General features: G+C 63.6%; 13 protein-coding genes, 3 rRNA genes and 1 pseudogene (1 of these 17 only partly in view). 10 read left to right on the top strand and 7 right to left on the bottom strand.

Annotation, left to right across the window (positions count from 1 at the left end; genetic code table 11):
• Positions 1 to 15: 15 nt before the first annotated feature.
• A complete protein-coding gene (lapD, locus tag IF690_RS01790; protein WP_202698602.1) occupies positions 16 to 1,962 on the bottom strand; it encodes a cyclic di-GMP receptor LapD in 1,947 nt (648 codons plus the stop codon).
• A 14-nt stretch (positions 1,963 to 1,976) separates the two neighbouring features.
• Entirely contained in the window at positions 1,977 to 2,666 is a 690-nt protein-coding gene (lapG, locus tag IF690_RS01785; RefSeq protein WP_202698601.1) for a cysteine protease LapG, read from the bottom strand.
• 279 nt (positions 2,667 to 2,945) lie between these two features.
• On the opposite strand from lapG, the gene IF690_RS01780 reads away from it, so the two are divergent.
• The 6 genes from IF690_RS01780 to IF690_RS01755 all read left to right on the top strand — a co-directional run bounded on the left by IF690_RS01780 (position 2,946) and on the right by IF690_RS01755 (position 10,795).
• A complete protein-coding gene (locus IF690_RS01780) occupies positions 2,946 to 3,638 on the top strand; it encodes a GntR family transcriptional regulator (protein WP_202698600.1) in 693 nt (230 codons plus the stop codon).
• A gap of 72 nt (positions 3,639 to 3,710) precedes the next feature.
• A complete protein-coding gene (locus IF690_RS01775) occupies positions 3,711 to 4,466 on the top strand; it encodes a thioesterase II family protein (RefSeq protein ID WP_202698599.1) in 756 nt (251 codons plus the stop codon).
• Between the two features lie 688 nt (positions 4,467 to 5,154).
• Positions 5,155 to 5,931, top strand: a complete 777-nt coding sequence (locus IF690_RS01770) for a DUF3050 domain-containing protein (RefSeq protein ID WP_202698598.1) — start codon at positions 5,155 to 5,157, stop codon at positions 5,929 to 5,931.
• Positions 5,928 to 6,857 carry a diiron oxygenase gene (locus IF690_RS01765; protein WP_202698597.1) on the top strand — a complete coding sequence of 310 codons (930 nt, stop codon included), beginning with the start codon at positions 5,928 to 5,930 and terminating at the stop codon, positions 6,855 to 6,857. The genes IF690_RS01770 and IF690_RS01765 overlap by 4 nt, the downstream gene beginning before the upstream one ends.
• Positions 6,858 to 6,872: 15 nt before the next feature.
• Positions 6,873 to 10,307: a non-ribosomal peptide synthetase gene (locus IF690_RS01760; protein ID WP_202698596.1), complete on the top strand. Its 3,435-nt coding sequence runs from the start codon at positions 6,873 to 6,875 to the stop codon at positions 10,305 to 10,307.
• Positions 10,308 to 10,330: 23 nt separating this feature from the next.
• Positions 10,331 to 10,795, top strand: coding sequence for an SRPBCC family protein (locus IF690_RS01755; RefSeq protein ID WP_023967546.1), 465 nt, complete (start codon positions 10,331 to 10,333; stop codon positions 10,793 to 10,795).
• Between the two features lie 154 nt (positions 10,796 to 10,949).
• Here IF690_RS01755 and IF690_RS29220 read toward each other — a convergent pair whose 3' ends face one another.
• On the bottom strand, positions 10,950 to 11,735 hold the full coding sequence (locus IF690_RS29220; protein ID WP_370686837.1) for a methyl-accepting chemotaxis protein: 786 nt from the start codon (positions 11,733 to 11,735) through the stop codon (positions 10,950 to 10,952).
• 69 nt (positions 11,736 to 11,804) lie between these two features.
• Positions 11,805 to 12,830: pseudogene (locus IF690_RS29215) on the bottom strand (HAMP domain-containing protein); the annotation flags it as partial.
• 313 nt (positions 12,831 to 13,143) lie between these two features.
• Between IF690_RS29215 and IF690_RS01745 the strand changes: the two are divergent.
• The 4 genes from IF690_RS01745 (at position 13,144) to IF690_RS01730 (ending at position 18,501) form a co-directional block, all read left to right on the top strand.
• Positions 13,144 to 13,644 (top strand): sigma-70 family RNA polymerase sigma factor, encoded by a 501-nt coding sequence (locus IF690_RS01745; protein WP_202698594.1) that lies wholly within the window; start codon positions 13,144 to 13,146, stop codon positions 13,642 to 13,644.
• The gene (locus tag IF690_RS01740; protein ID WP_202698593.1) at positions 13,641 to 14,660 is read left to right on the top strand and encodes a FecR domain-containing protein; all 1,020 of its coding nucleotides are present in this window, start codon (positions 13,641 to 13,643) and stop codon (positions 14,658 to 14,660) included. The genes IF690_RS01745 and IF690_RS01740 overlap by 4 nt, the downstream gene beginning before the upstream one ends.
• 102 nt (positions 14,661 to 14,762) lie before the next feature.
• A complete protein-coding gene (locus IF690_RS01735) occupies positions 14,763 to 17,258 on the top strand; it encodes a TonB-dependent siderophore receptor (protein WP_202698592.1) in 2,496 nt (831 codons plus the stop codon).
• 64 nt (positions 17,259 to 17,322) lie between these two features.
• Positions 17,323 to 18,501: a PepSY-associated TM helix domain-containing protein gene (locus IF690_RS01730; RefSeq protein ID WP_202698591.1), complete on the top strand. Its 1,179-nt coding sequence runs from the start codon at positions 17,323 to 17,325 to the stop codon at positions 18,499 to 18,501.
• A 188-nt stretch (positions 18,502 to 18,689) separates the two neighbouring features.
• On the opposite strand, the gene rrf (IF690_RS01725) is transcribed toward IF690_RS01730, so the two are convergent.
• The 3 genes from rrf (IF690_RS01725) to IF690_RS01715 all read right to left on the bottom strand — a co-directional run.
• Positions 18,690 to 18,805, bottom strand: a 5S ribosomal RNA gene (gene rrf, locus IF690_RS01725).
• A 110-nt stretch (positions 18,806 to 18,915) separates the two neighbouring features.
• A 5S ribosomal RNA gene (gene rrf / locus IF690_RS01720) occupies positions 18,916 to 19,031 on the bottom strand.
• A gap of 148 nt (positions 19,032 to 19,179) precedes the next feature.
• Positions 19,180 to 19,646 (bottom strand): 23S ribosomal RNA (locus IF690_RS01715) (it continues 2,425 nt past the right edge of the window).

Raw genomic sequence — 19,646 nt, 5'->3', positions numbered from 1 at the left:
TCTTCGTGCAGCGTCTCAGCGCCAGGGCGCGGGCTCGCCGAGCAGGCGGCCCTGGACGCCGTACAGGCCCATCTCGCGAATCACCTGCAACTCCCCTTCGGTTTCCACGCGCTCGGCAATCAGCGGCAGGTCGATGCTGTGGGCAGCGCGCTGGATGGCTTCGATAAACAGGCGCTTGTCGCTTTCCTGGTCGATATCGCGGATGTAGCTGCCATCGATCTTCAGGTAGGCCAGGCCCAGGCGCGCCAGGTTGCCGATCATGCTGAAGCGCCCGCCGAAGCGCTGCAGGCTCAGGGAGAAGCCCAGCTCACGTAGGCGCCGGGTCAGTTGTTCCAGCAGCGCCTGTTCAGGCAACTGCTCTTCGCCGATCTCCAGGGTCAGGCGCGGCCCCAGGCTGGAGTGCTGGCGCAGGATCTCGAACACCTTGTTCAGGGCCTGCGGATCGGCCAGGGTCGCGGCCGACAGGTTCAACGCCAACGCGCCCTGATGCCCGGTCATCTGCTTGAGCACCTGTTCGAGCATCAGCAGGTCCAGGCGCGAGGTCCAGCCAAAGCGCTCCAGCCACGGCAGGAAGCGCCCGGCGGCAATGGTCTGGCCCTGCTCGTCGAGCAAGCGCGACAGCACCTTGTAGTGCAGCACCCGCGCGGTATCGCGGGTCGCGACTACCGGCTGGAAGTACAGCTCGAACCGCTGCTGGCTCAAGGCGCCGTCCAACAGGCTGTGCCAGGCGTGATGGTCGTCGCCGACACTGGCCGCCGCGCCATGCTCCAGGCAGGCCCAACTCGTATCGCCCTGGGCTTCGGCCTCGGCCAGGGCCTGGTCGCCCAGGCTCAGCACCGCCTGCGGCGAGTCGCCATGAACGAAGGGCGCCAAGCCGATGGAGGCCACGGACGCCACGTCGGTGGCGCCAGTGGCATGCAGGCTGGCCAAGGCATTCTCCAGGTTCTGCGCCAGTTGCAAGGCCTCTTCGCGCACCAGCCCCGGCGCCAGCACGGCAAATTCGCCACCGCGGATGCGGGTCACCAGGTTGTGGGTTTCCGGGTACCGCGCGCACTCACGCTGCAATTGTTCGCCCACCGCCTGCAGCAGTTGGTCGGTGCGCTGCCCGCCCAGGCGCTGGTTCAGGCCGGCCAGGTCCTTGACCCGCAGCAACAGCAGGTAGCCGGAACTGGCCTGCTCCGGGTTGCTTACCCGTGCGTTGAGCTGCATCTCGAAGTAACGGCGGTTGGCCAGGCCGGTCAGGTTGTCCTGATAGGACTCGACCCGCAGCTTTTCACTGCGCTCGGCCTGTTCCTGGAACAACGCCTTGAGCTTCTCGACCATCTGGTTCATCGCCTGCACCACGCGGCGCAGTTCCGGCGTACGCGGCAACTCGGGCAGGCTGAGGAACTCACGGCGGGCAATGGCGTGGGATTGCTGCACCATGTAGTCCAGCGGCTTGAGCTGGCGCCGCAGCAGCAGGGCCCCCAGCACCGCGCTCACGGCACCGCACAGCAGCAGCCAGCCGAGGCTGCCCAGGGCGCTTTGCCAGAGCTTGGCGACGGCGAACATCGGGTGGCTGACCACCTCGACCCGCGCCGCCTGTTGCCAGCCGCGGCTGACCAGGGCGTCGCCGCCGGCCGGCTCCAGGCCGATCAGCTTGACGAACCAGTCCGGCACGTTGCTGACCTCGGGCGTGCCGCTGCGCTCGACCATGACCTCTTCGGTGACCTGGTTGATCACGCGGATGCTCGAGTAGTAGCCGCTGTCGAAAATCGAGCTGACCAGCAGCTCGACCATCGCCGGGTCATCGATGTTCGGGGTCAGGGACAAGGCCAGTGCCGTGGCCGCGTCCTGGGCATGGGAGCGCAGCTGGTTGACGTACTGGGTGCGCGAACTTTCCAGGCTGACCATGAAGCTGCCGCTGAAGGCGACCACCAGGAACAGACAGATTGCGATCAACAGTTGTTTGAACAAAGACATCTGAGCTCGTGCTCCTAGTGAGTCGTCTCGACCGGAAAACCTTCGGCCTGCATTTTCTTCAACACGTCCTGCCACCGGGACAGACGCTTGGTGTCACCGACTTTCTTGCTGCCCTTGCCGGGCAGCCACAGGCCCTCGGCATTGAAGGAGTACACCGGCAGCAGGTCGGTACGCTGGCTGGCCGGCTGGATGGCGTCGATCAGGCTGTCGAGGACCAACGGCATGGCCTCCGGGCTTGAATAGTAGGTCAACACCATGTGCGCGCGGTTCTGGCGCAAGGCCTTGACGTAGGTGATGCGCAGCTTGTCACTGGAAACGCCGAGGTGACGCAGGCTGAAATACTTGGCGATCGCATAGTCCTCGCAATCGCCGGCGCCCTTCCACAGGGCCTCGACCGGGGTTTCCCAATAATCCACCTGGCGCCACAGGTCGATGTCTTCCACGTAGCGCATGTTCTTGTTGAAGAACAGGTTGACCACCTTGAGCTGTTCCATCTCGCTGGCCTGGTTCTGGGTCGTCAGCAGCTGCTGCCAGGCATCGATGCGTTTCTGCCCTTCGCCCAGCGGCCCGTACAGCGCCGTGGCGCGACGGCTGATCTGGGAAAAGTCCCAATCGGCCTGCAGGCCGCCCAGCAGCAGGCCGGCCAGCAGCAGCGCCGAAAACAGCCAGCGCAGGGTCCGAGAAAGAGCTAAACGTGCCGCCAATGCGAAGAGTCCATGGGAGCTGTCGTGGGTCGAAGGATGGTGCAGGTTGGTCCGCCAAAAGACAATGGCACCTTACAATCACAGCCCCCCCCTGGAGACGCTAAGCTGAAAGCAGGCACCTGTGCGTTTATCGGCCAGGGCTTGAGCGGCAGGAGGGCTGCCCCGAGAATCAGCGCCGGCAAAATCCATGACAGGGCTCAGGCGGCTGGTTTGACAAGCTGCTGGGCGCTATCTAGCGTCAATTGGATCCAATCCCATAAAAAACAGGATAGCGTTAACGTGACAGAAAAACCGAGGCCCTTGAGCAAGATCGCAGTCAGCGGACCGATCCCCGCCCACCTCGCGCGCTCGGTGATAGAGGAAACCCTGCGCGCGGCGATTCTCGACGGCCGCCTGCCCAGCGGCACGGCGCTGCGCCAGCAGGATCTGGCCGACCTCTTCGGTGTCAGCCGCATGCCGGTGCGCGAGGCCTTGCGCCAGCTCGAAGCGCAATCGCTGTTGCACGTGGTGCCGCACAAAGGCGCGGTGGTCGCCGAACTGATCGGCTATGACGCGGTGGAAACCTACGGCCTGCGTCTGTTGCTGGAGCTGGAGGCGTTGCGCCTGTCGATCCCGCTGCTCGACGCCGAGGACATCGCCCAGGCCCGCAGCTACATCGCGCAGCTGGAAAGCGAGACCGACCACGCCGAAATCGGCCGGCTCAATCGCCTGTTCCACATGTCGCTGTACCACCGGGCGCCGAACCAGAAACTGCTGCGCCTGATCGAGCTCGAATTGAACGAGGAAGAACGCTTCCTGCGGTTCCACCTGTCCTCCATGGGCCTGGGCAAGCTGACCCAGGACGACCACAACGCCATGACCGACGCCGCCGAGGCCAAGGACGTCGAGCGGGCGGTGGAGGTGCTGCGGGGCCATCTGGAAAAGGCCGCGAAGACCATTCGCGACTACCTCGAACGGCCCGCCGAGAGCTGACAGCGGTAACGGCGGCATGACGCGGCCACCCTGCAACACTCAATGACCGGCACACCGGCTTAAGGAAAAGCAGTGCACGCGCGCAATGACAAATGGCTGATGGTGCTCAACTCCGGCGAGCCGGCGAAAACCCGGCTCATCTGCTTTCCGCAGACCGGCGCGGACCCGGAACAGCTGCGCAACTGGTCCACGGGGCTGGCCGGACACATCGAGCTGGTGCTGGTGCGGCTGCCCGGCCACGGCAGTCGCCAGGCCGAAACCCCGCTCGACGACTGGCCGCGGTTGCTGGCCGATACCTTCTGCGCACTACGCCCACTGTTGGCCAAGCCCCACGCCCTGTTCGGCCATGGCCTGGGCGGGATGCTGGCCTACGAAGCCGCCAAGTACGCCCAGGCGCACTACCCCGGCCAGACCCGCCACCTGTTCATTTCCGCCTGCCGCAGCCCCGACTACCCATCGCCCCGGCCGTTGCTGCACGTGCTGCCCGCGGCGCCCTTCCAGGAAGCCATGCTGTCGCTGGGCGCCACGCCGACCGAAATCCTCCGCGACCAGGCCAGCCGGAACCAGTACGAGACGCTGCTCCGCGCCGACCTGAAGCTGTTCGAATCCTGGCGCGATCTGTCGAGCGGCAACCTCGACATTCCCCTCACCGCCTTCTATGGCAGCGAGGACCCGCTGGCCCCCGCCAGCAACATGGCCAACTGGCGAGAGTTCACCCGCCGTGAGTTCGAGCTGATCGAGGTGGCCGGCAATCACTTCTTCATCAAGTCCCAGCGCCAGCGCCTGCTGCAGATCATCAACATCCACCTGGGCCTGCTCGGCGAATAATCCGTCGTCTTCCTCCTCCGCTCCTGCCCTCACAGGCCCACCGGCGATGGCTCAGCCGTCGATTTGGGCCCACTCTTGCTGTCGCCGACTGAAAAAGGGACGTGAGCGGCGCGCAAGCTTGTCCGCACACGTCGATCTGCAAACCCACGCAAGGAGCCCAGCGACTGGAGGGCATGCCCGGGATCGGCTCCCGCATGCCTTCTCCCAGATATTCAACGACTTCAATTCAGCGCTTCGAAGTTTGCTTCGAGTGAGGCATTCACTCAGCGTTAAAAATTCTGACTCATATAAGTCGGAAGGGGCAACTTCATCCCAACAAAACTTGAAAAAGAAGTTTTGCAGCAACTTGTCGCGCAATAAAAATACAAGTTTGAAAAGTATTACAAAAACAACTTGCCCGACACTTTCCCCTGTATTAGCTTTTTCTCCGTCGGCGTTGAAAAACATCGACCACCGGTTCACGAACACCTGGCAAGTCTCGGCTTTCATGGCCATCCAAAGCCCATGAAAACACGGTAACGGTTCTTTAACGAATAGACCGGCCAGCCCTCGACAACTTTCAAATTTATCAACTCAGGCTTGAGGCCCCTGCTCGCCCGCAACAAATAATCACTTATTAAAACGTCTATACGAGCCGCAACTAATCGGCCAATCAAACACACTTGAACATCTCAGACAGGCAGCCTAAATGAACGCCAGCAAAGAACTTCTCGACGCCCGGAAAGCCACCCTCAGCGCCCATCCCATTTTTGCCGAAATCAACACACTTGCCGTTCTTCAACGCTTTATGCAGGCCCATGTTTTCGCCGTGTGGGACTTCATGTCGCTGACCAAGCGCCTGCAACAGGAACTGACCTGCGTACGCCTGCCCTGGCTACCACCCCAGGACCCCCGCGCCGCGCGCCTGATCAACGAGATCGTGCTTGGCGAAGAGTCCGACGATCGTCCGGGGCAAGGTCATTACAGCCATTTCGAGCTGTACCTGGACGCCATGCGCGAGGTCGGCGCCACCACCCGGGTGGTGGAGCGCTTCGTCGCGTTGCAGCGCGAAGGCGTGAGTTGCGACACCGCCCTGCAAAGCGTCGACGCCGACCCGGCCGCCAGCGCCTTTGTCCGCCAGACCGTGCACACCGCCGTGCAGGCGCCGGTCCATTGCGTGGCGGCGGCTTTTCTCCACGGCCGGGAAAGCGTCATCCCGCGGATGTTCCAGCGCATCCTCGACGACTGGGGCATCGGCATCGAGCAGGCGCCGACCTTTCGCTACTACCTGCAACGCCATATCGAAGTCGACTCCGACGACCACGGCCCAGCCGCGGAACAGCTGCTGCTGCGGCTGGTGGCTGGCGACCCGCAACGCCAGCAGGAGGTGTACGCCGCGGCCATCGCCGCGGTGGACAGCCGCATCGCCCTGTGGGACGGGCTGCGCCTGAGCATGGCGGAACCGGCCATCGGGGTGAGCGCATGAACGCCCTCGACTACCAATCCTTCGCCGACACCTGGGAAGAACGCGCGACCATCCGTACCCGCCCGCGGCGCATGCTCGAGGAGGACGACAAGCTGATCTACCCCCAGAGCCGCCAGCCGCTGGTGCACAGCCAGGTTTTCCTCGAGCACTGCGCGCACCTGCGCGATTTCGTGCTGGTGCAAAGCCTCTACAAGTTCATCAACGACGTGGTGATCTTCGAGACCGAGCTGGTGGACAAGACCGCCCGCAATATCGCCAAGAACCGCTTCGCCATCGCCTTTCCCTTCGCTTGTCGCTACGACGCCATGACCGTGGTGGTGGACGAGGACTACCACGCGCTGGTGGCGATGGACTTCATGCAGCAGACCGTCGCCATGAGCGGCATCGAGCCCATCGAGCTGCCCCGGGAGATCGAACTCAGCCGGGCCATCCCCGCCGCCCTGGAGCGGGCGCCCGAGCACCTGCGCGACGCGGTGGAACTGATCTGCGTGGCCATCGCCGAAAACACCGTGACCAACGATGTCGCCGCCTTCGCCAAGGACGACACGGTCAAGCCGTCGATCAAGGGCCTGATGGCCGACCACCTGCAAGACGAAGGCCGGCACTCGGGCTTCTGGTCGCGGCTGGTGCGCATCTATTGGCACCGCGCCAGCGATGCCGACCGGGCGGAGATCGCCCGGGTGCTGCCGGTGTTCATCGCCCAGTACCTGACCAATGACATTCAGAAAGACTTCGACTTGCGACTGATCGAGCAACTGCCCGTCGCCGCCCCGATCAAGCAGGCGCTGCGCGAGGAAGCAGCCGCCCTGGCCTACCCGATCAACCGCCATCACCCCCTGATCGCCAACATCCTGCGCTTCTTGCGCAGCAGTTCGATGCTGGATTCGACCTGCGTCCAGGACGCACTGGCCGACTACCTGCCCTAACGGAGGGACCCGAGCATGAGACGCCTAGACATTGTGTTGACGGGCCGCAGCCAGGCCCTGAACGAACTGGCCATGGAGCTGGAGCGCCATGGCCATCTGGTGCGGCGGCTGGACTCGCCGCAAGCGATCGCCAACGCCAAGGGGCTGCATCCCCATCTGCTGATCGACGACGGCAGCCTGAGTGATTCACCCATCCTCGCAGTGGACACCGCGCGCCTGGAGTTGCGCACCGCCCTGATCGCCCAAGCGGTTTGCGGGCTGCCACAGGTGCGCCTGTTCCACCGCCACGGTGCCCGGCTGATCGAACAGGCGACCCTGCCGCCGGAAGCCAGCGGCAATGGCCAGGCCCTGCGTAGCAGTGCCATCGCCAGGCTGGTGGCCAGCACCGCGCGACTGGTCAGCGGCTTTTCCCGCGGCGCGGCGTTTTTCCACCAGCTCGCCACCCTGGATGAACCCAGCGAACCGCTGCTGGGCCTGGAGCGCCTGGACTCGCTGGCCTTCGAGCATCGGCACAACCAACAGCCGGCACCGGCCTTGCTGCGGGAGATGCAGGTGCCGATCGCCCAGCGCATCGACCAGAGCCTGCTGGCCTTCGCCCAGCGCCCGGCCTTGAACATCCAGGGCATCGACTACAGCTACCAGACCCTGCATCGCCTGAGCCGCAACCTGCAGCGGCAGATGCTCCGACACCTGCCCGCCAGCCCAGGCCAACCGCCGGTGATCGGCCTGTGCCTGCCCAAGTCGGCAGCGCTCTATGCCGCCATTCTCGCGACCCTGGGTTGTGGCGCGGTGTACCTGCCGCTGGACCCGGAGCATCCGGCGCAACGGCGGCGCTACATTCTCGATAACGCCGGCGCGATCCTGCTGCTGCACGACGGTCGCGAAGACCTGGGCGACCTCGACCTGGCGCAACTCGATGTGCGCACCCTGCTGCCCGACGACGCCGAGGACACCCTTGCGCTGCTGCGCCAGGCACCGCCGCCAGAGGCGCCCTGCGTGGCGATCTACACCTCGGGCACCACCGGCCAGCCCAAGGGCGTGTTGCTCAGCCAGGGCAATCTCAGCCACTTCTGCGCCTGGTACATCGGCCATGTCGAGCTGGAGCAAAACAGCCGGGTGCTGCAGTTCTCCACCATCAACTTCGATGCGTCGCTGCTGGATATCCTGCCCACCTTCCTCTGTGGCGCACTGCTGGTGGTCCCCGACCAGGACCAGCGGCGCGACCCGCAGCAACTGTTGGCCCTGCTCCAGCGCCAGCGGGTCAGCCATGCCTTCCTGCCGCCAGCGCTATTGAGCATCCTGCCCCTGGAGCAGCCGCTGGGCCTGCAGCATCTGGTGACCGGCGGCGACGTCTGCGAACCCTTCGTCATCCAGCGCCTGGCCGACCAGTGCGCGTTGCACAACATCTACGGCCCGACGGAAACCACGGTGCTGGCCACCACCCGCCGCCTGCGGGCCGGCGACAATCCGCGCAACCTCGGCCTGCCCATCGCCAACAGCCAGGTGCTGATCCTCGACGAACAGCTGCAACCCGTGCCCGAGCGCACCCCCGGCGAGCTGTACCTGGCCGGCCCAGGGGTCGGCCTCGGCTACCTGAACAACCCGGCGCTGAGCGCCGACCGCTACCTGACCCTGGACCTGCCGGACGGGCGTCGACTGCCGGTCTATCGCACCGGGGACATCGGCCAGTGGACCGACAGCGGCATCGAGATCTGCGGGCGGCAGGACAACCAGGTGAAGATCCGCGGGTTCCGGGTCGAGCCGGAAGAGATCGAACACTGCCTGCGCGACAGCCAGCTGTTTCGCCAGGTGGCGGTGGTGATCGACGAACAGCGGCGCATCCTCGCCTACCTGGCCCAGCCGAACGCTGCTGGCGATGCGCTGCAAGCCCTGCGCGAACAGGTGCGCCAACGGTTGCCGGACTACATGCGGCCCAGCGCCTACATCGAACTGCCGAGCATGCCCTATACCGCCAACGGCAAGGTCGATCGCCGCGCCCTGCTGGCCCTGCCGCGTACCCCAGGCGGCAACCGCCAGCGACGCCTGCCGCAAAACGCCAACGAACAGCGCCTGCTGCAACTCTGGGCCGAACTGCTGGAGCTGCCGGCCGAGGACATCGGCACCGACGACAGCTTCTTCAACCTTGGCGGCCACTCGATCCTGCTGTCGCGCCTGCTGCTGGCGATTCGCGAACAGTTCGGCCGCAGCCTGTCGATCAACCGCTTTATCGAAGCGCCGACCCTGAGCAACCTGGCGACCCTGGTCGACGGCGCCGCCCACGACGACCCGGACTCATCCCTCGACCAGGTGTTCGCCGATGCCAACGCCGAACTCGACCTGCAAGTGCTGCCGGCCAGCCAACTGGGCGACGTGCACAAGGTGCTGGTCACCGGCGCCAACAGCTTTCTCGGCGTGCACATAGTCGAAGCGCTGCTGGAATGGGGCGCCAGCGAGGTGGCGTGCCTGGTGCGGGAAACCCCCACGCAACCGGCCGCCGAACGTTTCGCCCAGGCCCTGCGCGACAACCGCCTGGAGCATCTGAACCTGAGCCGGGTGCGGGTGCATGCCGCCGACATCGGCCAGCCACGGCTGGGGCTGACGGCGCAGGTGTACGAACGCATCGACCGCGAGTACGGCGCGCTGGTGCACAACGCCGCCAACGTCAACCACGTGCTGGATTACCCGGCGCTGGCGCGCGACAACGTCGAGCCGCTGTTCGAGTGCCTGCGCCTGTGCGAAGGGCGCAGCAAGAAGGTCTTCAACTTCGTCTCGACCCTGTCCGCCTCCAGCAGCGTCGACGCCCAGGGCCGGGTACTCGAACAGCCGCCCGCGGCCACCCCGCCGATCTACATCCGCAACGGCTACAACCTGTCCAAGTGGGTCGGCGAGCGGATCCTGCAACGGGCTCGCGAACAGGGGGCGTGGGTCAATCTCTATCGCCCGGGCAACATCAGTTTCAACAGCCAGACCGGGGTCTGCCAGCCCCACCGGAACCGCCTGATGCTGATGCTCAAGGGCTCGCTGCAACTGGGCCAGGTGCCGCAGTTGGCGATGAACTTCGACCTGATGCCGGTGGACTTCCTCGCCCGCTTCATCGCCTTCCACGCCAGCCGTTATCAGCCGGCCCACGCGGTGTTCAACCTGCACAACCCGCAGCCCCTGAGCTGGGAGGCCTATGTCGCCTCGTTCCGCGAGGCCGGGCGCGAGTTCCGCATGGTCAGCGTCGCCGACTGGCAGCGCCAGCTGGGCCGGGTCGACCGCGACAACGCGCTGTTCGGCGTCCTCGGCTTCTACCTCAACGGCTTCGAAGAGGACATCGGCGACATCTCGTTGATCGGCCACGCCAACGCCGAGGCCGGGGTCCGGCGCATGGGCGCCGACTACCCGCCCAAGGACCCGGCGCTGCTGCGCAAAGGCTGCCAGTACCTGAAAGACATCCGCTTTATCTGAACCCACCCACGCTGGAGAACAGCATGAAAAACCTGCAACCCGATACCCTGATCAAGAACCCGAACGCCTGTGAGGTCCTGTCCACGGTAGACATCGGTGCCGACGCCCGAAGCGTCTGGAGCATCGTCGGCAACTTCGCCGGCTTCCCGGCTTTCATCCCCGCCCTGTCGCATATCGAGATGACCGGCGAGGGCGTGCGCTCGGTGCGCAAGAAGTTCTTCCACGACGGCAATATCGTCATCGAACAACTCAACTCCCGGGACGACCAGGCGCTGTATATGACCTGGAGCCTGATCTACGACACCCTGGGCATCGGCAACCTGTGGGCGGCCATGAGCGTCGAGGCCTTGCCCGGCGAACGGGCGCGCGCCACCTGGCGCATCGTCGCCGACCCGGCCGAAGGCGGTGCCGAGGTCGCGGCCTTCCAGGGGTTCCTGCAGGGGTTTGCCGATGAGGCGCTGGGGAATGTGCGCAGGATGTTCGAGTAAGGCGCCGAAACGCCTGCGCAGGCGCGGGCGCTATCGCGAGCAAGCTCGCTCCTACAGGGGGATCGTGGTTCCCTGCAGGAGCGAGCTTGCTCGCGAAAAACCAAGCGCGATGCGGTCAGGTAGACCGCATCGCGTTTTTTGTGTCGCTCACCGATCAGATCTTGAAGCTGTCCACCAGTTGCTTCAGGCGGTTGGCCTGCAGCGACAGGGCGTCGCAATCCTTCAGGGTTTCGTTGAGGTTGGCCACGCCCTGCTGGTTCAGCAGGTTGATCTGGCTGATGTCGACGTTGAGGGTTTCCACCACGGCGGTCTGCTCTTCGGTGGCAGCGGCCACCGACTGGTTCATGCCGTCGATCTCGGTGATGCGCTGGGTCACGCTGACCAGCCGCGCGCCGGCCTGGTTGGCCACCTCGACACTCTCTTCGCTGGACGCCTGGCTGGCGTTCATGGTCGATACCGCTTCGCGGGAGCCGATCTGCAGCGAGGTGATCATCTTGTGGATCTCCTCGGCCGACTCCTGGGTGCGATGGGCCAGGTTGCGGACCTCGTCGGCCACCACCGCGAAACCACGACCGGCTTCACCGGCGCGCGCCGCCTCGATGGCTGCGTTGAGCGCCAGCAGGTTGGTCTGCTGGGAGATGCCTTTGATCACATCGAGGATGTGGCCGATGTTGTCGGTGCTGGCGTTCAGGGTCTCGATCTGGGTGCAGGACAGGCTGATCTTCTGCGACAGCTCGGTCATGGCCAGGATGGTTTGCTCCACCACTTGGCGGCCATCGTCGGCCTGCTCGCTGGCGCCGCTGGCGTGCTGCGAGGCATCGGCGGCGTTGCGGGCGATTTCCTGGGTGGCGGCGCCCAGCTGGTTGATCGCCGCGGCCACGCTGTTGGTGCGCGCGCTTTGCTCGTCGGAGCCGATGATCGAGGCGTTGGACGACGCCATCACGCGCTGGGACAAATCGTGCACCTGGCGGGTGGCCGAGGACACTTCGCAAATCGACGCGTGAATACGTTCCACGAACTGGTTGAACGAGCCGCCCAGTACGCCGAATTCGTCCTTGCTCTCCACCACCAGGCGACGGGTCAGGTCGCCCTCGCCCTGGGCGATGTCCTGCATCGCGCGGCCCATGGTGGTCAGCGGACGCATCAGCACCTGGATCAACAGGCTCAGCAGCACGGCAATCGCGGCCACCGCGATGAACATCGCCAGCAGCGCCGAGGTGCGGAACTTGCTCAGCGGGGCGAAAGCCTTGTCACGGTCGATGGACAGGCCGATGTACCACTCGGCATTCGGCAGGCCGGTCACCGGGGTGAACGACAGGATGCGTTCCTGGCCGTTGAGCAGCACTTCCTGGGTACCCTTCTGGATACGCACGTTGGCGCCCGGGTAGACATCCTTGAGGTTCTTCATCACCTGGTCCTTGTCCGGGCTGACGATCACCTGCCCGTCCGCGCTGACCAGGAAGGCATGGCCCAGGCCGCCGAAGTCCACCGAGTTGATGATCTTCACCAGGGTTTCCAGGCTCAGGTCGCCCCCCACCACGCCCAGCAACTGGCCGTCCTTTTTCACCGGCATGGCGATGGTCACCACCAGCCCGCCGACCGCCGCCATGTAGGGTGGGGTCAGCATGGTCTTGTCGGCCGCCACGGCCTGCTTGTACCAGGGACGCTGGCGCGGGTCGTAGCCGTCGGGCATCTTCGCGTCAGGCCGCTGGGTGAACACGCCGTTGACCTGGCCCACGTAGGTGAACTGGAAGTTCGTGGTGAGCGCCGGCTGGTCCACCAGCCCCGGGAAGTCGGCGTTGGCGCCCTGGTGGGCGACGTTCTGCGAGAGGTTCTCGAGCACCAGGATGCGTCCGCTCATCCAGTTCTGGACGCTGCTGGAAGTGAGGTCACCCGCCTGCTGGATGGACGATTCGAGGTTCTGGCGGATGGTGTTTCGCTGCAGATAGTCGTTGTACAAAGTGAACAACGCGAATGCCAGAACCACCACACCGGAGGCGGCCAAAAGGATTTTATGGCTGAACTTGAGATTCATGTCATGGGACTTCTTATGCCGAAAGTGGGGATGCGTACGGGATGCAACTTTCCATGTAACAACGCAGGCGGTGTTCTACGACCGCTCTACTTTGGTGCACGCATGGGTCTCACTGTCTGTCGGCACGAGCCGGATAAATCTTAGCGATTTGTCAGAAATGTACCTGTTATCTGCAAAAAACCTGCTGAATGGCAGGCTAGAGCGGTCGTGTCGGACTTTTCCATAGGCGTTCGCCCTGCGGCTGTTGCAAAATCCGAAACCCTTGATGACAATGCGACTAATTATCATTTGTGACACCCGGGCAGTCGCATCCATGTCATCACCTGAGTTCGCGGTACAGGCGCTTTACAGCCATCACCATGGCTGGCTCAACACATGGTTGCGCAGCCGGCTGGGCAACGCCGCCGATGCCGCCGACCTGGCGCAGGACACATTCGTGCGCCTGTTGCAACGCACCGAACGCCTCGAACTCAAGGCCCCGCGTGCCTTCCTGCGGACCATCGCCCGCGGCCTGGTGATCGACCACTGGCGCCGCGAGGAAATCGAACGCGCCTACCTGGAAACCATCGCCCATCTGCCAGCAGCCGAAGCCCCCAGCGAGGAAGCCCGCGTCTTGGTGCTGGAGCTGCTGGAAAGCATCGCACGCATGCTCGAAGGCCTGAAGCCGAAGGTGCGCAAGGCGTTCCTGCTGGCCCAGTGCGAAGGCCTGACCCACAAGCAGATCGCCGAACAGATGGGGCTGTCCCTGCGCTCGGTGGAGCGTTATGTGGCCGACGCGCTGTTCCACTGCTACCTGCTGCGCTATGAGGCATGAGCGCTGTGGATAACCCCTCGATCAATCTGCGCCGGCCCGTGGACCCCAGGCACCTGGTAGTCAAGCAGGCCATCAACTGGATGCTGCGCCTGCGCAACAACACCGGTAACCCCCGGTTGCTGCAGCAATGCGATACCTGGCGCGCGGCCCATCACGAGCACGAACTGGCCTGGCAACGGGTGCAATCGTTGCAGCAGGAACTGCACGGCAACTTGCGGGCCGTGCCCGATGCCCGGGTGGCCTTCGATACCCTGGAAAACAGCGCCCAGCGCCTCGGCCGGCGCCAGGCCCTGAAGCTGCTCGGCGGCGTCATGCTGGTGGGCTGCGCCACGTGGCTGGGCAAGGAGCAACTGGCCTGGCAGCAATGGAACGCCGACTTCGCCACCGCCACCGGCGAACGCCGCGGTTTCCAACTGCCCGACGGCTCACGCCTGGAGCTCAACACCGACAGCGCCGCCGACATGGACTTCAATGCCCAGCAGCGCCTGGTCCGGCTCAGCCGTGGGGAAATCATGCTGACCTGCGGGCCGGATCAGCAGGCGACCCCCTCCAGGCCGCTGCTGGTACGCACTCGCCACGGCCTGTTCGAAGGGTTCGACGCCACTTTCGTGGTGCGCCTGGAAGGCGGCTGCACGCGCCTGAGCGTCACCGCCGGCAGCGTCGCCATTCACTCGCCGCACACCGCCGATGGCGCCTCGGCCCGGGTACAGGCCGGGCAAAGCTATCGGGTCAGTACCTCCCAGGCGCTGCCGGCGCCGCCGCTGGACATGGACGTGGGCGCCTGGGCCGATGGCCTGATCGTCACCCGCAACATGCGGCTGGTGGACTTCATCCACGAGGTCGGGCGCTATCGCCACGGTTACCTGGGCTGTGCCGACGAGATCGGCGACCTGCGCCTGTCCGGCGTGTTCCGCCTGGAAGACACCGACAAACTGCTGGCGATCCTCCCGCAAACCCTGCCCGTGCGCCTGCGTTATCGCACCCGCTGGTGGGTCACCCTGGAGCGCCTGGCCTGAGGCGCTGCAACTCGTTGAAGTTTTTTTGGCGGCTTTTTCCCGTGAGTCCGGCTTAGACAGTAAGCACTTCCATCTGCCTTCAGTGACTCAACGGAACCTTCCATGACTGTGCACTTCCACCACTTCTCTTCTGCACGGCCCGCCCTCGGCCTGCGCCATGCCGTGCGCGTGGCCCTGCTTTCCTCGGCGCTGGGCGTCGCCGCCTTGCCTTGCCTGGCCCAGGCGGCCGAGACGGGCGCGGCCAGCCTCAGCCACAGCTACAACATTCCTGGCGGCGCTCTGAGCGACGTACTCAACCGCTTCGCCCGCGAGGCCGGCATCACCCTGTCGATGACCCCGGCGCAGCTCCAGGGCCGTCAGTCCGCCGGCCTGAAGGGCGAGTACTCCACCGACCAGGCCCTGGGCCAGTTGCTCAACGGCTCCGGCCTGGAAGCGCTGAGCCAGGACGGCAGCAGCTATGTGCTGCGGGCCTTGCCCGAGAGCAGCGCTCTGGCGCTACCGACCACCGATATCAAGGGTTTCGCCCTGGGCAATGCCTTGGGCAGCATGGAAGGCTACAACGCCACCCATAGCCAGATCGCCACCAAGACCAGTACCGCGCTGCTGGAAACCTCGCAAAGCGTGTCGGTGGTGACCCGTGAACAAATGGACGACCAGGGTTCGCAAACCGTCTCCCAGACCCTGCGGTACACCCCCGGCGTGCTGACCAACCCCTACGGCGCGACCCACAGGTACGACTACGTGGCCATGCGCGGCTTCAACGATGGCTCGGTGGACAACATCTACCTCGACGGCCTCAAGTCCATGGGCGACAGCGGCACCTACAGCACCCTGCAGGTCGATCCGTACTTCCTGGAGCGAGTGGATATCCTCAAGGGGCCCTCGTCGGTGCTGTATGGCCGCAGCTCCCCGGGCGGCCTGGTGGCGCTGACCAGCAAGAAACCGCTGTTCGAGCCCTACCATCAGATCCAGGCCACGGTCGGCACCCAGGGCCAGCGCGGCATGGGCTTCGACTTCAGCGGCCCGCTGGACGACGACAAGCGCATCGCCTATCGCCTGACCGGGCTGGCGGACCGCTCCGACACCCAGTTCGACCACAACAAGGAAAAACGCTACGCCCTGGCACCGACCCTGAGCATCGACTTCACCGATGACACCTCGCTGACCCTGCAGGCGTACCTGCAACACGATCCGGATGGCGGCTACCACAGCGGCATGCCGGCCGACGGCGCGCTGCACCAGCGCAATGGCCAGCGGATTTCCGAGCATTTCTTCGAAGGCGAACCGGGCATCGATCGCTATGAGCGCGACCAGCAGTCGTTCGGTTATCAGTTCGAACATCGCTTCAACGATGTCTTCACCGCGCGGCAGAACTTCCGCTACCTCGACTCCAAGGTGAAGCTGGACCAGATCTATGGCTACGGCTGGACCACACCGACCAGCAACGAGCTGAACCGCTACTACACCGGCGCTGACGAGAAGCTGCATGCGTTCATCGTCGACAACATGCTGCAGGCCGAATTGCTCACCGGCGCGACCAAGCACACGGTGCTGATGGGCGCGGATTACCAGCGGCGCAAGACAGTGGTGGACTGGACCAGCGGCTCGGTGGCGCCGATCAATGCGTTCGATCCGGTCTATGGCAACTCGGCCATCACTTACTACGACCCGCTCAGCTATCTGCGTCGCCTCGAGCAAACCGGCCTCTACCTGCAAGACCTGATCGAGATGGACAAGTGGCGCTTCTCCCTGGGCCTGCGCCAGGACTGGGTGGAGACCTCGGACGAGAACCGCCTCGCCGAAGCCTCGCGCCTGGTGGGCACCGAGATCAATGACAAGCGCACCAAGCTGACGGGACGCGCCGGGGCGCTGTACCGGTTCGATAACGGGCTGGCGCCTTACATCAGCTACTCCGAGTCCTTCAATCCCAATTCCTACGCGGACAGTACCGGCAACCCGCTGGCGCCTACCGATGGCCCCCAATGGGAACTGGGCCTGAAGTACCAGCCACCGGGCACGGATGACCTGTACACCGCGTCCCTGTTCCGCATCGACCAGGAAAACCTGGCCACCAAGCTACCCCAGGAAAACTTCTATCGCGCGGTCGGCGCCGTACGCTCCCAGGGCCTGGAACTGGAAGCGCACATGCAGTTGAACGATAACCTCAAGGTGCTCGGCAGCTACACCTTCACCGATATCGAGTACTCGAAGTCGATGATCAGCACCTTGAGCACCGCCACCGACATCATCGAGAACAAGGGCAACTCGCCGACCCAGGCGCCGCGGCACATGGCTTCGCTGTGGGCTGACTACAAGTTCGACAGCAGCTCGCTCGACGGCCTGCGCCTGGGTGGCGGTGTGCGATACGTGGGCTACAGCTGGGCGGATGCGGAGAACACCATGAAGGTACCGTCCTACACGTTGTTCGATGCCTCCATCGGCTATGACCTGGGCAAGGTCGGACTGAAGGGTGTGGATGTCCGGCTCAACGCGAACAACCTGACCAACGAATCCTACATCGCCTCCTGTGCCAGCCTGAGCTTCTGCTACATGGGCGAGGAGCGGAACGTCGCCGCCACGGTCAGCTATCAGTTCTGATCATTTGTCGATGCCCCCGAAGCCAGCGCACGCGCTGGCTTTGTCGTCTCTACGGGAAAATTCCATGCGCGCAATTCTGGTTCTACTGCACCGTTATATTGGCCTGGCCACCGCAGTGTTTCTGCTGCTGGCGGGGCTGACCGGCAGCCTGCTGGCCTTCAATCACGAGCTGGACGAGTGGCTCAACCCGGGGTTCTACGAGGCCCCTGCCGAGGGTCAGGCACTGCCGCCTGGAACCCTGGTCGACCAGGTGCAGACGCAGCACCCGCGCCTGCAGGTCTGGTACATGGAGTACCCCAACGAGCCCGGGCATAGCGCGCTGCTCGCCGCAGTGCCGCGTAACGATCCGGCCACAGGCAAACCGTTCGACGAACCCAACCAGGTGTTCTATCTGGACCCGGTCAGTGGCGAGCAGACCGGCAAGCGGTTCTGGGGTGCCTGCTGTTTTCAGCGGGAGAATCTCATCCCCTTCATTCTCGAGTTCCATTACAACCTGACGCTGCCAGGTAACTGGGGGCTGGTATTGATGGGGTTGGTGGCGATCTTCTGGGTCATCGACTGCTTCATTGCCTTGTTCCTCACCCTGCCCCGTGGCCGGCCGTTCTGGAAGAAGTGGTCGACCGCCTGGAAGATCAAGGGCGGGCACGCCTATCGTCTCAACATGGATCTGCATCGGGCGGGCGGGTTATGGCTGTGGTTATTGCTGCTGCCGATCGCCATCAGCAGCGTGGCGATGAACCTGCCGAGCCAGGTGTTCAAGCCGGTGGTGTCCCTGTTCTCGCCGATCGAACCGAGCGTCTATGAGGCTCGTGGGCGTATGCCCAGCGATCAGTTGGGAGTCACCCGACTCACCTATCAACAGGCTTATGAACGCGCCCAGGAAGAAGGCAAACGGCTGGGCCTGACGGCGGCGATCGGCGAGCTGTATTACAGCTTCGAATACAACTTCTATGGCGCCGGTTTCGGCCAGCACGATACCGAGGCCCATGGTAAGTCGTGGCTGTTCTTTCACGGAACCGATGGGCGCCTGCTGGGGCAGGAGATCGCTGGGCAAGGCACCTTGGGCGAACGGTTCTATCGGCTGCAACTGCCGATCCATGGTGGCCGGATCATTGGCTTTACCGGGCAGGTGCTGATTGCGGTGTTGGGGTTGGTGATTGCGATGTTGTCCGTCACCGGGATCTATATCTGGTGGCGTAAATGGCTGGCCCGTAGAAGCAGCAAGCTGCGTCAGAAGTACTGAGGTGAGGGAGAGAGTGGAGGTGCTTCGCTCTGTTCTGATGTTGTGGAGCAGAGGTTGGGGGCAGGCAGGGGATTCAGGTCCCCTGCTGGGTGACCTGGAGGCCTGGGTCATATGTAAGCCCAGAGGCTTTCAGACGTACAAAAACAAAACCCCTGTCTGCGTCAGCAGACAGGGGTTTCGGAATTCAATCTTGACGATGACCTACTCTCACATGGGGAAACCCCACACTACCATCGGCGATGCATCGTTTCACTTCTGAGTTCGGGATGGGATCAGGTGGTTCCAATGCTCTATGGTCGTCAAGAAATTCTGTGGCCAGACCGTTGGCTCAAGGGCCGAACGTGCCAGCAAAATCGGGAACTTCTACAAAAACAAAACCCCAACTGCTCTCGCAATTGGGGTTTTGAAATTTAATCTTGACGATGACCTACTCTCACATGGGGAAACCCCACACTACCATCGGCGATGCATCGTTTCACTTCTGAGTTCGGGATGGGATCAGGTGGTTCCAATGCTCTATGGTCGTCAAGAAATTCGGTGTGCCAACTCGTCTTTCGACGCTTCGGCAAATTGGGTATGTAATAGCTTTATGGTGCTGTTGTGAGTCGTGCAAACTTTCGGTTCGTTTCGTCTTCACACACCGCAATCCGCTGTTTAAGCAAATTGCTTGGGTGTTATATGGTCAAGCCTCACGGGCAATTAGTATTGGTTAGCTCAACGCCTCACAGCGCTTACACACCCAACCTATCAACGTCGTAGTCTTCGACGGCCCTTTAGGGAACTCAAGGTTCCAGTGAGATCTCATCTTGAGGCAAGTTTCCCGCTTAGATGCTTTCAGCGGTTATCTTTTCCGAACATAGCTACCCGGCAATGCCACTGGCGTGACAACCGGAACACCAGAGGTTCGTCCACTCCGGTCCTCTCGTACTAGGAGCAGCCCCTCTCAAATCTCAAACGTCCACGGCAGATAGGGACCGAACTGTCTCACGACGTTCTAAACCCAGCTCGCGTACCACTTTAAATGGCGAACAGCCATACCCTTGGGACCGGCTTCAGCCCCAGGATGTGATGAGCCGACATCGAGGTGCCAAACACCGCCGTCGATATGAACTCTTGGGCGGTATCAGCCTGTTATCCCCGGAGTA

The organism is Pseudomonas sp. SK3(2021) (assembly GCF_016772375.1).
Classification (GTDB): Bacteria; Pseudomonadota; Gammaproteobacteria; order Pseudomonadales; family Pseudomonadaceae; genus Aquipseudomonas; species Aquipseudomonas chlororaphis_I.
Note: the sequence above shows the minus strand (reverse complement) of the source record. Positions and strands in the feature narration are given on the sequence as shown.